Genomic DNA, 14,601 nt, shown 5'->3' with positions numbered 1-14,601 from the left:
AGGTCATCCGGTCGGGAATTACTTGCGCGCCTGTTCCTTGAACACGCCGTCTTCCACCTTGGAAATGACGATGATGTCGCCACCCTGGTGGTCGCCGGGGCCGTACTTGATGTCGGCGTCGGCAATCACGTCGTGGAATTCGAGCGACTCCATGCCCTTCTGGAAGCTCTCCGGCGTCAGGTCCTTGCCGGCAGCCTCAAGCGCGCGCACCAGCGTCTCGGCGGCACCATAGCCGAGGATCGCCGCCATGCCGGGCTCCTCGTTGTACTTGGCGACGTAGTCGTCGTGCCACTTCTTGACTTCAGGATCGTCCATGCGCGGCTTGTAGTCGGCCCAGCCGCCGGCGGCATAGTAGCCGTCGGTGATGCCGCCCGGCTGCGAGGCGATCGCCTCGTGGTAGGCAGCCGAGGAACCGAGGAACGTCACGCTCGTCCAGTTGAGCTTCTTGGCCGTGGCCACGGCGATGATGGTCTGGCGAACGCCGAGTGCGGTCGCGATGATGTCGCAGCCCGCGTCCTTCAGCTTGGTCAGGGCGCCGACGAAGTCGGTCTCGTCCGGCTTGTGGGTCGTTTCCGCGGCCCATTCCTTGCCCAGCGCCTTGGCCTCGTCCATCGCGCCTTCCTGGATCTCCTTGCCGAAATCCGACGGGATGTACATGGCGCAGATCTTGTTGGCGTTCTTCTCCTTCACCAGGTAGTCGACACCGGCCTTGATCTGGCCGTAGTAGGAAGAGAAGCCCGCGTAGCGGTAGGTCGTGTCGCCTTCCAAGAGCTGCCGCGCCGAGGTCAGCGGCGCGATGTTCGCCACCTTCTTGGCCTGCATCAGCGGGAAGCCGGCGATATTGTGCGGCGTCCCGAGGTTCAGGATCATCGCGAACACGCCGTCCGAGTTGATCAGCTTGTTGAAGTTCGCCACCGCCTTGGGCACCTGGTACTGGTGATCCTCGACGATCATCCGGATCTTGCGGCCATGGATGCCGCCGTCCGCGTTGACCTGGTCGAACTTCATCTGTGCCGCCTTGACGGCCTGCACGTTGAAGGGAGCGAAAATGCCGGACTGGTCACCGTTCGATCCGATCAGCACTTCCGTGTCCGTCACGCCCTGCTGGGCCATTGCTGCCGACGTCATGCCGGCCGCAAGACCAAGTGCGAGAATGGACTTTCTGATTGCATTCTTCATCCGTTTTCCTCCGTTACGGTTGAACTGACTTATCCCTCTTTTCCATACATGGAATCGATCAACGGCTTGTGCTTCTTCTCGACGAAGCCACGCTTCAGCTTCATCGTCGCCGTCAATTCCTCGTCCTCCGCCGTCAGCAGTGTGTCGATCAGGCGGAAATCCTTGATCTGCTCGACGCGGGCGAACGCCTTGTTGGTATCGTCCACGATGGAGCCGATCAGGTTGCGCACTTCGGGGGCGGCGCAAAGCGAGCGGTAGTCGGAGAAGGGAACGCGCTTCGACTGCGCGAATTTTTCCACGTTCTCCTGGTCGATCATGATCAGGCAGGTCAGGAACTTCCGCTTGTCGCCGATGATGACCGCGTCCGAGATGTAGGGCGAGAACTTCAGCCGGTTCTCGATCTCCGCCGGCGTGATGTTCTTGCCGCCCGCGGTGATGATGATGTCCTTCAGCCGCCCGGTGATCGTCAGGAAGTTCTCGTTGTCGAGCATGCCGATGTCGCCGGTCCTCAGCCAGCCGTCATCGGTCATGGTCTCCTCTGTCTTCTCCGGCTTGTTCCAGTAGCCCTTGAACACGTTGCCGGCCTTGTACTGGATCTCGCCGTCGGGCGCGATCCGCACCTGCGTACCGGGCAGCGGCTGGCCGACCGTGCCGTTCTTGTTGGCCTCGAACGTGTTGATGGAAATGACGCCCGAGCTTTCCGTCATGCCGTACCCCTCCAGGATCGGCACACCGGCGGCGCGGTACCACTTCAGCAGGTCGGGCGAGATCGGTGCGGCACCCGAACCGCCGCGGCGCAGCCGGTCCATGCCCAGCATCCGCCGCAGGTTCTTGAGCACGAGGAAATCCCACACCTTGAAGGCGACGGCGGTTCCCGCCGGCACCGGCCGGCCTTCCAGCTCGGCTTCCGCCTTTTTCATGCCCGTCGCGATCGCCCGCTTGAACGCCCATTGCTGCATCGGCGTGGCGTCGCCAATCAGGATCATGACGCGCGAATAGATCTTCTCCCAGACGCGCGGCACCGCCACGAAGGTGTGCGGGCTGACCTCCTGCACGTTGTCGAACACCGTCTCCGGGCTTTCCGCGAAGTTCACCGTCGACTTGCCCGCGATCGGTGCGAAGGCGGAGAACAGCCGCTCCAGGATGTGGCACAGCGGCAGGAAGCAGACCTGCTCGTCGCTCGGCAGGATCGGCGCCGAGACATTGCCGGACGACAGCGAGAACATGATGTTGGAATGCGAGATCATCGCACCCTTCGGCATGCCGGTCGTGCCCGACGTGTAGACGAGGATGGCGGTGTCCTGCGGATCGGTGCGCGCGGTTTCCTCCTCGAACAGCCCCGGCGTTTCCTTCAACTGCTCCCGGCCCAGCCGGTAGAGGTCGTCGAGGAAGATGACCTTGTCGTCGCTGAAGTCGTGCAGGCCGTCGGAATCCAGCACGATCACCTTCGCCAGGCCGGGCATGGCGTCCTTCACTTCCAGGAACTTGTCGAGCTGCTCGTCATTCTCGACGAACAGGAACCGGCTGTCGGAATCGTTGATCAGGTATTGCAGCTGCGCAGCGGCATCCGTGGTGTAGATCCCCGAGCAGATGGCGCGCATGCACTGCACGCCCATGTCGATGTAGACCCATTCCTTGTTGTCTTCCGACAGGACCGAAACCACCTCGCCGGGCTTCAGGCCGAGCCGGTGCAGGCCGAGCCCGATCAGCCGCGCATGCTCATGGAAATCGTTCCACGAGTAGGACAGCCAGATGCCGTAATCCTTCTCGCGGTGCGAGGTCCGTTCGCCCAGTTCCTTGCAGCGTTGCGCGAACAGCTTGGGCAGCGTGTCGCATCCGTCGATGAAATACGGACCTTTCGTCAGGTCGGCGTTCATCGAAATGCCGTTGACCACCTGCTGCGGTGGTAGTGTCTGGTGAACCGTCATCGCTCGTGGGCCTCCCCTTCGTTCCTACCGCCAGGTCTTTTTCTGTTTCCAGCGCTTCTGACCGCGCTGCGATTCTTCCTGCACGCCGAGATAGAACTCCTGGATATCCTTGGATTCCTTTAGCCGCGCCGCCTCGCCCTCCATCACGATGCGGCCCAGTTCCATCACGTAGCCGTAGTCGGCGACGTCCAGCGCGACCTTCGCATTCTGCTCGACCAGCAGCATCGTCACCTTCTGCTCGCGGTTCAGCCGGCGCACGATGGCGAAGATCTCCTTGACCAGCAGCGGCGACAGGCCGAGGCTCGGCTCGTCGAGCAGCATCACCTTGGGGCGGGCCATCAGCCCGCGGCCGATGGCCAGCATCTGCTGCTGACCGCCCGACAGGGTGCCGGCGGCCTGCCGGCGGCGTTCCTTCAGGATCGGGAAATAGGAAAAGACCATTTCCTTGTCCGCCGCCACGTTGGCCGTGTCGTGGCGCGTGAAGGCGCCCATGTCGAGGTTTTCCTCCACGGTCAGCAGCGGAAACACCTCGCGCCCCTCCGGCACGTGCACGATGCCTTCGCGCACCACCGTGTCGGGCTCGTTGCCCGCGATGTCGTGGCCGCCGTAGAGCACCTGGCCCTTTTCCGGGTCCATCACGCCGGAGATCGTCTTCATCAGCGTCGTCTTGCCGGCGCCGTTGGCCCCCAGCACCGTGACGATCTGGCCCTCGCGAACGCTGAGCGACACGCCGCGCAGCGCCATGATCGGCCCGTAGTAGCTTTCCAGGTTGACGATCCGCAGCACCGGCTTGGCGTCCTGCTGCGGCGCGGTTTCGGTCATCGCGTTCATGCCACCTTCTCCGCCGGTTCGTCGTCCGTTCCGATATAGGCCTCGATCACGGCGGGATGGTTCTGCACCTCCTGCGGCGTGCCGAGCGCCAGCTTCTTGCCGTCGGCCAGCGCCATCACCCGGTCCGACACCGAAGCCACCAGGTGCATGTCATGCTCGACCATCAGCACCGTGATCCCCATCTGCTTCTTGATGTCTTCCACCCAGAAGGCCACGTCCTGGGTTTCCTCCACCGAAAGGCCCGAGGCGGGTTCGTCCAGCAGCAGCAGCTTCGGCTGGATCGCCAGCGCGCGGCCCATCTCCACCACCTTGCGCACCCCGTAGGGCAGGCCCGCGATGTACTTCTCGCGATAGGCATGCAGGTCGAGGAAATCGATCACGTCTTCCACCGCCCGCCGGTTCTCGATCTCGGCCTGCCGGACCGAGGGCAGGAACAGCAACTCGGAGAACAGGTTCGACTTGCGGAACCGGTTGCGCCCGACCAGCAGGTTCTGCAGCACGGTCGCCTGCTCGAACAGTTCGATGTTCTGGAACGTGCGCGCGATACCGAGCTTGGCGATGTCGTGCGGCGGATGCTTCAGCAGGTTCTCGCCGTTGAAGACGATTTCCCCCTCCACCGGATCGTAGAAGCGCGAGATCAGGTTGAACAGCGTCGACTTGCCGGCCCCGTTCGGACCGACAAGCGCGAACACCTCGCCCTCCTCCACCTCGAACGAGACATCGTTGACGGCGACGACACCGCCGAATTTCAGCGTGACATTGCGGACTTCCAGAAGGCTCATCGCATGCGCTCCGTCTTCAGGTAGCTTTTCTGGCGGCGGAACATGTCGCGGCGATAGAAGGGGAACAGCTCGAAATAGGTTCTGAGCTTGATCCAGGACCCGTAGATGCCGCGCGGCTCGTAGAGGATGAACAGGATCAGGATGACGCCGAAGACGGCCGTTTCGATCCCCGGGATGACGATCGAGCCGACCCCCGACACCTGGCTGATCCAGTCGCGCAGGAAGGCCAGCACCTGCGGCAGGAAGACCACCACGATCGCCCCGAAATAGGCCCCGTGAATGGTTCCCAGCCCGCCGATCACCACCATCAGAAGGAGCTGGATGGAGATCAGGATCAGGAAGGCCTCGTGGTTCACGAAGCCGATGAAATGGCCCATCAGGGCGCCCGCAAGGCCGGTAATGCCGGTCGAGACGCCGAAGGCCACGGCCTTCGTGCGCGCCACGTTCACGCCCATCGCCTGGGCCGAGATTTCCGAATCGCGGACGGCAGCGAAGGCGCGTCCCGTCGGTGCGCGCAGCAGGTTGCGGTAGAACAGCGTGACGATCAGCGCCACGACCAGCACCACCCAGTAGAAGGCGAACGGATTGCCGTAGCGGTTGATGTTGAAGCCGAAGATGGCGATGTCCGGAACCATGATGCCGCCGACCCCGCCCGTCAGCGGTTCGGCGATGACGATCAGGTCTTCCACGAGGATGGAAACCGCCAGCGTGGCGATGGCAAGATAGATGCCGTGCAGCCGTGTCGTCGGAATGGCGAGCAGGACGCCGGCAAGCCCCGAGATCAGCCCGGCCAGCGGAAAGGTCACCAGGAACGGCAGGCCGAGCCGCGTCTGCAGGATGGCGTTGGCATAGCAGCCGATGGCCAGGAAGGCGGCATGGCCGAGCGAGGCCTGGCCGGTCTGGCCCACCAGGACCATCAGCCCCATGCCGGCCAGCGACCAGATCAGCACGTTGGTGACCTCGCCGAGCACGAAGGTGCTGACGAGATAGGGCATGACCAGAAGGGCGAGCAGCAGCAGCAGGTACCAGCGCCCCTGGTGCCAGTCCTTGAACAGCCGGATGTCCTGGTCGTAGGAAGTCTTGAACAGAATGCGCATCTGGGCCTCACACCTTCTTCCGGTGGACTTGCGCCAGGATCCCGTGCGGGCGGAAAACCAGCACCAGGAACAGGAGCAGGTAGGGCGCGATCTGGCTGTAGCCGGCGGCGATGTAATAGGCCGCGAACGGTTCCATGATGCCGATGATCAGCCCGCCGATCAGCGCACCGGGCAGCGAGCCCATGCCGCCGATCACCGCCGCCGCGAAGGCCTTGATGCCGAGCAGGCCGGCCGACGGATCGATCGATCCCTTGGCCGCGTAGAGAATGCCGGCAACCGTGGCCATCATGCCCGACAGCGCCCAGACCAGCGACTGCACCCGCTTGACCGGGATGCCCATGTAGTAGGCGGCAAGCTGGTTCTGCGACGAGGCCTGCATCGCCACGCCGAGGCGCGTGTTGTTGAAGTAGAAGTAGAACAGGATCGTCAGCAGCACCGTCGAGATGATCACCGTCACCTCGTCGAGACCCAGGATCACCCCGCCGAAGGTGACGTCCTTGCCGGCGAACGGCGTTTCCAGCGACTGCGGCTCGTGGCCCCAGATCGTGCCGGCGGCAAAACGCATCACGAAACCGATCGCGATCGTCAGGATGACCACCGCCACCTGGCTCTGGCCGAACATTTGCCGGATGATGATGAGATCGAGCAGGTAGCCGATCACGCCCATGATGGCGATGGCCAGCGGCACGGCGATCCAGAAGGGAAGGCCAAGCTGGTCGGAATTCGTCAGCCAGAGCGTGACGAAGGCGCCCAGCATCATCATGTCGCCCTGGGCGAAATTGACAGCCTCGGTCGCCTTGTAGATGAGCACGAAGCCAAGTGCGATCAGGCCGTAAATACAGCCATTCGCAAGGCCGCTCACCAGCAGCTGCGATACATCCACGACATTTCCTCCCGTTTGTCGCGATACGGTCTTAAGCCGTATTGTTTTAGCGAGTTAAGCAGCTTTGCCCCTCCTTGGCAAAGCTGTTTCGCGCCCTGTCACCCGGGCACGAGGAATACCTTTCCGTTTGGTTTTTCCAGTTCGCCCGCCAATCGGGCATGTGCTTCCGACAGCGGCACGATGGCCGTGACGTCGGTCTTCCATTCTCCCGACGCAAAACGCGCCTGCACCGCGGCGGCCGCGGCCATGTTTTCTTCCATCGAGGCCTGCCGCTTCCACTGCGTCAGCCAGAACCCCTCGATCCGCTTGCCCATGAAGATCAGCTGTCCCGGTTCCGGGATCACCGTGTCGGAGCCGTCGAGCCGTCCGTAGACGATCCAGCGTGCGCCCCTGCCCATGGCGGCGAACACCTGGCCGGCCAGCTTGCCCGTCACCGCGTCGAGGAAGATGCGCGGCTTCTCCGCCTTGAGCACCTCCGCCAGCTGCCGGGCGAAATCCGGCGCCGTCACGTTCAGCACATGCGCCGCGCCATGGCTCTTCAGCAGGTCGATCTGGTCGTCCCGGCGCACCAGCGCGATCGGGCGGAAGCCCTCGTCGGCCGCCATGCGCGCGATCAGCTTGCACAGCTGGCTCGCCGCAGCGCTCATCACGAAGGCTTTCTCGCCCTCCTTCTTGACGATGTCGAACATGGCATGGGCGGTCAGCGGGTTGACGATCATCGCCGCGCCGTCGGCATCGCGGATGTCGTCGCGCAGCGGGATGCAAACGGCCGCATCCGCCAGCGCATAGTCGGCCCAGGCCCCGGAATGGGTCGCGATGAAGGCGATCCGCTTGCCCTTCAGGCTGTCGGCATACGCCCCGCCGCCCGAGGCGACCACCTCGCCCACGCCCTCGAAACCGGCCGGTTTTCCCTTCTCGCGCCGCTGCCCGTACATGCCCTTGATGAACATGACGTCGGCAGGATTCACGGAGGCCAGCTTCACCTTGATCAGCACCTGGCCTTCGCCGGGCACCGGCACGGGCGTCTCGGCCAGTTCGACATAGGGGTCCAGCCCTTCAAGCTGCATCGGCGACGGCCGGTCGGCGAAACCGTCGTTCGTCTGGAGCAGCGCTTTCATCATTTCGCTCATGTCAGCCTCACGGTGTCAGGATGATCTTGCCGGTCGCGCCGCGCCCAAGCACGCGCGCCAGGACCGAGCCGGCATCGGCCAGCTTGTAGGTTCCGTCCACCACCGGGCGGATCCTGCCCTTGCTGTACATGCCGATGAGTTCGCGCATGTTGGCGGCATAGACCTCCGGTTCGCGGCGGGTGAAATCACCCCAGAACACGCCGACCACGGAATAGCCCTTCACCAGCGTCAGGTTCACCGGCAACTTGGGAATCGTGCCCGACGCAAAGCCGATCACCAGCAGGCGGCCGCCCCATCCCATCGACCGCGACAGGACATCGAAGGCCTCGCCGCCGACCGGGTCGAAGGCGACATCGACGCCCTTGCCGCCGGTCACCCGCTTCAGCTCGTCTTTCAGGTTGTCATAGCCCAGCACCTCGTCGGCGCCGTTCTCCCGCGCGATCGCCCGCTTTTCCTCGCTGGAGGCCACCGCGATCACCCGTGCGCCCATCGCCTTGCCGATCTGGATCGCCGCAAGGCCGGTCAGCCCGGCCGCGCCGAGCACGCAAAGCGTCTCGCCGGCCTGCAGGTTGGCCCGCTGCTTCAGCGCGTAATGCGACGTCGAATAGCCGACCAGCAGCGCGCAGGCATGATCAGCCGGCATTCCCGCGGGCAGCTTCATGGCGCTCGCGGCCGACACCGCGACCTTTTCGGCATAGCCGCCGAAAGGCATCATCGCGGCGGCCCGGTCGCCGACCGAGAAGCCGCTCACCCCTTCGCCGACGGCCACGACCTTGCCGGCCGTTTCCATGCCGGGCACGAAGGGCGTTTCGGGGCGCAACTGGTAAAGCCCCTGCACCAGGAGGCCGTCGGGGAAGTTCACGCCGATGGCCTCGGCCTCGATGACGATCTGCCCCTTCTTCGCCTCCGGTTCGGGCCAGTCGCCGTACACGAGCTTGTCAAGCGGCTGGAAGTCGTTCGCGATGATGGCCTTCATGGCGGATCAGACCTTTTCCTGGGTGTACTTGCGCAACTCCTGGCGCGCGATCTGGCGGCGGTGCACAGCGTCCGGGCCGTCGGCGAAACGCAGCGTGCGCAGGTGCGTCCACATGCGCGACAGCGGCACGTCCTGGCTGATGCCCTGGGCGCCGAACAGCTGCACCGCCTCGTCGGTCACCTTCAGCGCCATGCGCGGTGCGACAACCTTGATCTGGCTGATCCACGGCGCGGCGGCACGGGCATCGCCCTGGTCCATCATCCAGGCGGCCTTCAGGCAAAGCAGGCGCGCCTGCTCGATCTCCATGCGGGCTTCCGCAATGATGTCGTAGTTCTGGCCGAGATGCGCGATCGGCTTGCCGAAGGCTTCGCGGCGCAGTGCCCGCGTGCACATCATCTCCAGCGCCTTTTCCGCTTGCCCGATGGCCCGCATGCAGTGGTGAATGCGGCCCGGTCCGAGCCGGCCCTGGGCGATCTCGAAGCCGGCGCCCTCTTCCTTGACGATGTTGGCCACCGGCACGCGAACGTTCTCGAACCGGATATGCATGTGCCCATGCGGTGCGTCGTCTTCGCCATAGACCTCCATGGCGCGCAGGATCGTCACGCCGGGAGTTCCCGCAGGCACCAGGACCATGGAATGCCGGCGATGCTTCGGGTCGTCCTCGCCACCGGTCTTGACCATCGTGATGTAGATCTTGCAGCGCGGGTCACCGGCGCCCGACGACCACCACTTCTCGCCGTTGAGCACGTAGTCGTCGCCGTCGCGCACGCAGGACATGGAAATGTTCGTGGCGTCGGAAGAGGCGACATCCGGCTCCGTCATCAGGAAGGCGGAGCGGATCTTGCCTTCCAGCAGCGGCGCCAGCCATTCATCCTTCTGCGCCTGGGTGCCATAGCGCTCGAACACTTCCATGTTGCCGGTGTCGGGTGCCGAACAGTTGAAGACCTCGCCGCCGAGATGCGCCTTGCCCATTTCTTCGGCCAGGTAGGCATATTCCACCGTGGTCAGACCATAGCCGCGCTCCGAATCGGTCAGCCAGAAATTCCACAGGCCGCGTTCCTTCGCCTTCGCCTTCAGGCTTTCCAGGATCTCGGTCTGGCGCGCAGTGTACTCCCAGCGGCTGCCCTTGCCGACTTCCGCAAGGTATTCCTCCTCCAGCGGGAGAACCTCCTCCTGCACCATCTTGCGCACCGCCTCGTGCAACGGCTTGAGGCGTTCGGTCATGCCAAGGTTCATGTCGGTCATTCTATCAGCTCCTTGCGCGCGCCAAGTCCTCTCAGCGCAAACATTACGATCTGGCGCACCAGCGCCTCGCGGTCTTCATCCGTTTCGCCCGGTCTGGCCTTGTACCAGAAGATCGGCGAATTCAGCGTCATGAACATGACCTGGTTGGCGATCGACAGGCTCTCGTAGTCCAGCAGGCCTTGCGCCTTCGCACGCTCTTCCGCTTCGCGGAAATAGGCGGAGTAACGTTCCCGCGAGGCGATCAGCGCATCGAAAGCCTCGCGCTGTTCCGGAGTGGTTGCACCGCGCAGGTGCAACTCCACCCCCTCCCAGACCACCCGCTGGAAAGCCCGCGTTGCCAGCATCATGTGCACGTGCTCGGTGGCCAGCAGTTTCAGCTTCTGAAGCGGATCCATCTCGCGGTCGACGACGGATGCAAGATGGACATGCAGCATTTCCATGCCGTGCCGGTAGACGGCAGCGAAGAGGTCCGTCTTGGACGAGAAGTGGTGGTAGATGCGCCCCTTGGTCGATCCGAGACGGCGCGCGACATCATCGATCGAGGTCGATGCGAAACCGCGCTCCTCGAAACAGGCCGCGGCAGCCTCGAGAATCTCGAAGCGCGGCTCGTGCGCATTGAGCGCCTTGATGTCGGGCACTGTGTCCAACCGGCTCCTCCCAGCCTCGTCTCGACCGTCCGTCCTTTTCCATGGCTCTTTACGGCTGGCGAAATTATGAACATACTACCGAGTATGTTGTCAACGTGGTCCATCGGCTTCATCCGCAACGGCGGTCACGTGAAGAAGCAGACGAGAGGGAGGAGTGCCGTCATGAACGGTCTGGAAGAACTGTTTTCCGTCAAGGGCAAGACCGCGCTGGTCACCGGTGGCGCCACCGGCATCGGGCGCATGTGCGCAACCGGCCTGGCCATGGGCGGTGCGCATGTCATGATCGCCTCGCGCAAGGCCGAGGCATGCCAGGCGACCGCCGACGAGATCAATGCCATGGGCCTGCCCGGCAGGGTCGAGGGCTTCGGCGGCGACGTCGCGACAGAGGCCGGCGTCGATGCGCTCGTCGCCGAGGTCGCCCGCCGCACCGACCGCCTGAACATCCTGGTCAACAACGCCGGCCTGACCTGGGGCGAACCCTATGAGACCTTCCCCTACAAGGCCTGGTCCCGTGTGTTCGATGTCAATGTCACCGGGCTGTTTCACCTGACACGGCAACTGACCGGCATGCTGGATGCGGCCGCCACCGACGAGGACCCGGCGCGCATCATCAATCTCGGCTCGGTCATGGGCACCCAGCCGATCGCCGATGGCGCCTATTCCTACACCGCTTCCAAGGCCGCGGTGCACCACCTGACGAAAACGCTCGCCATCGAATTTGCCGCCCGGCGGATCACCGTCAACGCATTTGCGCCCGGCCCTTTCCAGTCGAAGATGACCGCCTTTGCCACCGCGGGCGACGAGAACGCGAAGCGCATCGGCGCGCGTGTGCCGCTCGGGCGGATCGGCGCCCCGTCCGATGTCGCCGGTGCCGCCCTCTACCTCTGCTCGAGGGCCGGTTCCTACATCACCGGCTGCATCCTTCCCCTTGACGGCGGCCAGTCCGTCCAGCACGGAATGAGCCTCTTCAAGGAGTGAACAGCCGATGGATGCGACCATGAACGACCCGACCGACCAGAGCGGCAAGCCGCTGGCAACGCTGGATGACCTTCGCGGCGCTGTCGGACAGGAGCTTGGCGTTTCGCCCTGGCACGAGATCTCGCAGCAGATGATCGACGCTTTCGCCGACGTGACGAAGGACCACAACTTCATCCACGTCGATCCGGAGCGCGCCGCCGCGACGCCCTTCGGCGGCACCATCGCCCACGGCTTCCTGACCCTGTCCATGCTGTCGGTCTTTGCCTACCAGTCGCTGGCCAGGCTGCAGGGGCGCAAGATGGGCGTCAATTTCGGCTTCGAGAAGGTCCGCTTCGTCAGCCCGGTTCCCTCCGGCAAGCGCATCCGCGGGCGCTTTACCCTGGACCACCTGAAGATCCGTCCCTCCGGCTATGTCGAGATGACCTATGGCGTCACGGTCGAGATCGAGGGCGTGGCCAAGCCGGCCCTGACGGCGGAGTGGAAGACCATCGCCATCATGGAGGAAGGAGCGGTCGCATGAGTGATCCCAACGCCATCGATGCTGCCGTCCTCGGCCCCTGGCTGCAGTCCAATGTCGAGGGGTTCCGGGGCCTGGAATCGGTCACCAAGTTCGCCGCCGGCCAGTCCAATCCCACCTACCGCGTCGAAGCGGCCAGCGGCACCTATGTCCTGCGCGCCAAGCCGCCGGGCGAGTTGCTGAAGTCCGCCCACCAGGTCGACCGCGAGTATCGCGTCATGGCGGCACTGGCGAAGACCGACGTGCCGGTTCCGCGCGTCTTCGCCCTGTCGGGCGACGGCGACGAAAGCCCCATCGGACGCATGTTCTACGTCATGGAGTTTCTCGACGGCCGCATCTTCTGGGACCCGGTCCTGTCCGAGATCGGTTCCAGCGAGGAGCGCGCCGGCATCTACGACGCCATGAACAAGACGCTTGCAGCGCTGCATTCGGTCGATGTCGAGGCCGTGGGCCTGGGCGATTTCGGCAAGCCCGGCTCCTATTTCGAGCGGCAACTGTCGCGCTGGACCAAGCAGTATCGCGCCTCCGAGACCGAGACCCTGCCCGACATGGATGCGCTGATCGCGTGGCTGGAGGCCAATTCGCCGCCGGACGACGGGACGGTCAGCCTGGTGCATGGTGATTACCGCCTCGACAACATGATCTTCGCCAGGAACCGGGCGGATGTCATTGCCGTGCTCGACTGGGAACTGTCCACGCTCGGCCACCCCTACGCCGACCTCGCCTACCAGTGCATGCAATGGCGCCTGCCCCACGATTCCGGCTTCAAGGGTCTGGGCGGGGTCGACCGGCGCGCCATCGGCCTGCCGACCGAGAAAGACTATGTCGCGCGCTACTGCGAGCGGCGCGGCATTTCCGGGATTCCGGGCTGGCATTTCTACATCGCCTTTTCCTTCTTCCGGCTCGGCGCCATCCTGCAGGGCGTCTACAAGCGCTCGCTCGACGGCAACGCGTCGAACCCGGAAAAGGCAAAGCTTTACGGCCAGGCGGTGCCCCTGCTGGCCGGGCTGGCCGTCAGCGGCCTTGAAGGAAAGGGATAGGGCGATGGCTCGATTTGACGGAATGACAATCATCGTGACCGGGGCGACGGGCGGTTTTGGCCACCGCGCGGCTGAACGGTTTTACGCCGAGGGCGCAAACCTCGTTCTCTCCGATCTTGCCGCGGATCCCGGCGCTGCCTTCGCCGCGTTCGATGCCTCCCGCCATGTCTACGTACCGGGCGATATCGCGAAGGAAGAGACCAGCGCGCGCCTCGTGGCGCTGGCGAAGGAGCGCTTCGGCGGTCTGGACATCGCCTTCAACAATGCCGGCATCGCCCAGGGCTTCACCCCCCTGCCCGACATCGACAGCACCCTGGCCCAGCGGGTGGTCGATATCGACCTGATGGGCGTCTTCTACGCCATGAAGCACCAGATTCCGGCCATGCTGGCGCGCGCCAGGGCAACCGGCCGGTCCTGCGCGATCCTCAACACCTCGTCGCTTGCCGGCGTCGCCGGCGCCCCGCAACTGGCCATCTACTCGGCCGCGAAACATGGCGTGGTCGGCCTTACCCGGTCGGCGGCGGCGGAATTCGCCCGCAAGGGTATTCGCGTCAACGCCCTTTGCCCCGCCTTCGCCCGCACGGAAATGGTGCTGGGCGGCCTGCGCGACACCTCGCAGACCATGGAGGAAGGCATCGCGCATATCGTGCGCGGCGTTCCCATGCGCCGTCTTGGTGAAATCGATGAGGTGATGGAAGCGGTGCTGTTCGCCTGCGATCCGGCAAACGGCTTCATGACCGGGCAGACGCTCACCATCGACGGCGGAGTCTCGGCCGTCTGATCAGGCGGATTTCAGGGACTGCAGGCTGTTCGTGCTGTCGACGAAGGCATTGTCCTGCTCCAGCCATGGGCTGGACGGAAGATCGCGGGCGCAAGGCCGGGCTGCGGCGAGGTTGTCCAGCAGCGATTGCGGCACCGGCCAGCGCGGATCCGGTGGAATGTAACCTGTCTGCAAACGGGTCATGGGCGCCTCCTTCCTTAGCGTCAGGAGATCGTCCGTTCGTGGTGAAATTATGGTTAACAAAAGGTGAGGGCCGCCAACCATTTGGGCGGCGGCGCTCCACCCGCTATTTCGTATCTGCCTTATTTCTGCCCTTCTTGGAAAACTCGCCGGGCGCTCCGGTCGTGGTCGTCTGGGAGACCGACACCGGGTCGGAGGCGGGGAACGTGTCGTCCAGTCCCTCCTCCAGTTCGTCATCGAGATCGTCGCGATCCTTGTCGCCGGAAGGGTCGGATTGGCTGCCCCGCCCGCTGGCACACAGGCCGGCAAGGACACCGGCCGGAACAGGCCAGCGCGTTTCGGGGATCATGTCGAGCAATTCGCGGTTCATCGCAGCCTCCTGTCCGTTTCTGACAGGAAAACGCGCC

Annotated in this window: 16 protein-coding genes; 4 read left to right on the top strand and 12 right to left on the bottom strand. The window is 64.3% G+C overall.

Annotated features, from left to right (window positions below):
* Positions 1-18: 18 nt before the first annotated feature.
* From CSC94_RS14365 to CSC94_RS14320, 10 genes are all read right to left on the bottom strand, one after another.
* On the bottom strand, positions 19-1,179 hold the full coding sequence (locus CSC94_RS14365) for an ABC transporter substrate-binding protein (protein ID WP_099307038.1): 1,161 nt from the start codon (positions 1,177-1,179) through the stop codon (positions 19-21).
* A gap of 29 nt (positions 1,180-1,208) precedes the next feature.
* The gene (locus CSC94_RS14360; protein WP_099307037.1) at positions 1,209-3,107 is read right to left on the bottom strand and encodes an AMP-dependent synthetase/ligase; all 1,899 of its coding nucleotides are present in this window, start codon (positions 3,105-3,107) and stop codon (positions 1,209-1,211) included.
* Between the two features lie 24 nt (positions 3,108-3,131).
* On the bottom strand, positions 3,132-3,938 hold the full coding sequence (locus tag CSC94_RS14355; protein ID WP_205853315.1) for an ABC transporter ATP-binding protein: 807 nt from the start codon (positions 3,936-3,938) through the stop codon (positions 3,132-3,134).
* On the bottom strand, positions 3,935-4,720 hold the full coding sequence (locus tag CSC94_RS14350; protein ID WP_099307036.1) for an ABC transporter ATP-binding protein: 786 nt from the start codon (positions 4,718-4,720) through the stop codon (positions 3,935-3,937). The genes CSC94_RS14355 and CSC94_RS14350 overlap by 4 nt, the downstream gene beginning before the upstream one ends.
* On the bottom strand, positions 4,717-5,817 hold the full coding sequence (locus tag CSC94_RS14345; RefSeq protein WP_099307035.1) for a branched-chain amino acid ABC transporter permease: 1,101 nt from the start codon (positions 5,815-5,817) through the stop codon (positions 4,717-4,719). Before CSC94_RS14345 ends, CSC94_RS14350 begins: the two co-directional genes overlap by 4 nt.
* 7 nt (positions 5,818-5,824) lie before the next feature.
* On the bottom strand, positions 5,825-6,700 hold the full coding sequence (locus tag CSC94_RS14340; RefSeq protein WP_099307034.1) for a branched-chain amino acid ABC transporter permease: 876 nt from the start codon (positions 6,698-6,700) through the stop codon (positions 5,825-5,827).
* Positions 6,701-6,798: 98 nt separating this feature from the next.
* On the bottom strand, positions 6,799-7,830 hold the full coding sequence (locus CSC94_RS14335) for a zinc-binding dehydrogenase (RefSeq protein ID WP_205853314.1): 1,032 nt from the start codon (positions 7,828-7,830) through the stop codon (positions 6,799-6,801).
* A gap of 7 nt (positions 7,831-7,837) precedes the next feature.
* Positions 7,838-8,806: an NADPH:quinone oxidoreductase family protein gene (locus CSC94_RS14330; protein ID WP_099307033.1), complete on the bottom strand. Its 969-nt coding sequence runs from the start codon at positions 8,804-8,806 to the stop codon at positions 7,838-7,840.
* A 6-nt stretch (positions 8,807-8,812) separates the two neighbouring features.
* A complete protein-coding gene (locus CSC94_RS14325; protein WP_099307032.1) occupies positions 8,813-10,051 on the bottom strand; it encodes an acyl-CoA dehydrogenase family protein in 1,239 nt (412 codons plus the stop codon).
* A complete protein-coding gene (locus CSC94_RS14320; RefSeq protein ID WP_245408362.1) occupies positions 10,048-10,689 on the bottom strand; it encodes a TetR/AcrR family transcriptional regulator in 642 nt (213 codons plus the stop codon). The genes CSC94_RS14325 and CSC94_RS14320 overlap by 4 nt, the downstream gene beginning before the upstream one ends.
* A 171-nt stretch (positions 10,690-10,860) precedes the next feature.
* On the opposite strand from CSC94_RS14320, the gene CSC94_RS14315 reads away from it, so the two are divergent.
* From CSC94_RS14315 to CSC94_RS14300, 4 genes are read left to right on the top strand one after another with little or no spacing between them, the layout of a single operon-like run.
* Positions 10,861-11,676: an SDR family oxidoreductase gene (locus tag CSC94_RS14315; RefSeq protein WP_099307030.1), complete on the top strand. Its 816-nt coding sequence runs from the start codon at positions 10,861-10,863 to the stop codon at positions 11,674-11,676.
* 7 nt (positions 11,677-11,683) lie between these two features.
* A complete protein-coding gene (locus CSC94_RS14310) occupies positions 11,684-12,196 on the top strand; it encodes a MaoC family dehydratase (RefSeq protein WP_245408353.1) in 513 nt (170 codons plus the stop codon).
* On the top strand, positions 12,193-13,233 hold the full coding sequence (locus CSC94_RS14305) for a phosphotransferase family protein (protein WP_099307029.1): 1,041 nt from the start codon (positions 12,193-12,195) through the stop codon (positions 13,231-13,233). The genes CSC94_RS14310 and CSC94_RS14305 overlap by 4 nt, the downstream gene beginning before the upstream one ends.
* Before the next feature lie 4 nt (positions 13,234-13,237).
* Positions 13,238-14,014: an SDR family NAD(P)-dependent oxidoreductase gene (locus CSC94_RS14300; RefSeq protein WP_099307028.1), complete on the top strand. Its 777-nt coding sequence runs from the start codon at positions 13,238-13,240 to the stop codon at positions 14,012-14,014.
* On the opposite strand, the gene CSC94_RS14295 is transcribed toward CSC94_RS14300, so the two are convergent.
* Positions 14,015-14,197: a hypothetical protein gene (locus CSC94_RS14295; protein WP_099307027.1), complete on the bottom strand. Its 183-nt coding sequence runs from the start codon at positions 14,195-14,197 to the stop codon at positions 14,015-14,017.
* 103 nt (positions 14,198-14,300) lie between these two features.
* Complete coding sequence (locus CSC94_RS14290) at positions 14,301-14,564, bottom strand: hypothetical protein (RefSeq protein ID WP_245408352.1); 264 nt, start codon at positions 14,562-14,564, stop codon at positions 14,301-14,303.
* Between the last annotated feature and the right edge of the window lie 37 nt (positions 14,565-14,601).

The organism is Zhengella mangrovi, assembly GCF_002727065.1.
Taxonomy (GTDB): Bacteria; Pseudomonadota; Alphaproteobacteria; order Rhizobiales; family Rhizobiaceae; genus Zhengella; species Zhengella mangrovi.
Note: the sequence above shows the minus strand (reverse complement) of the source record. Positions and strands in the feature narration are given on the sequence as shown.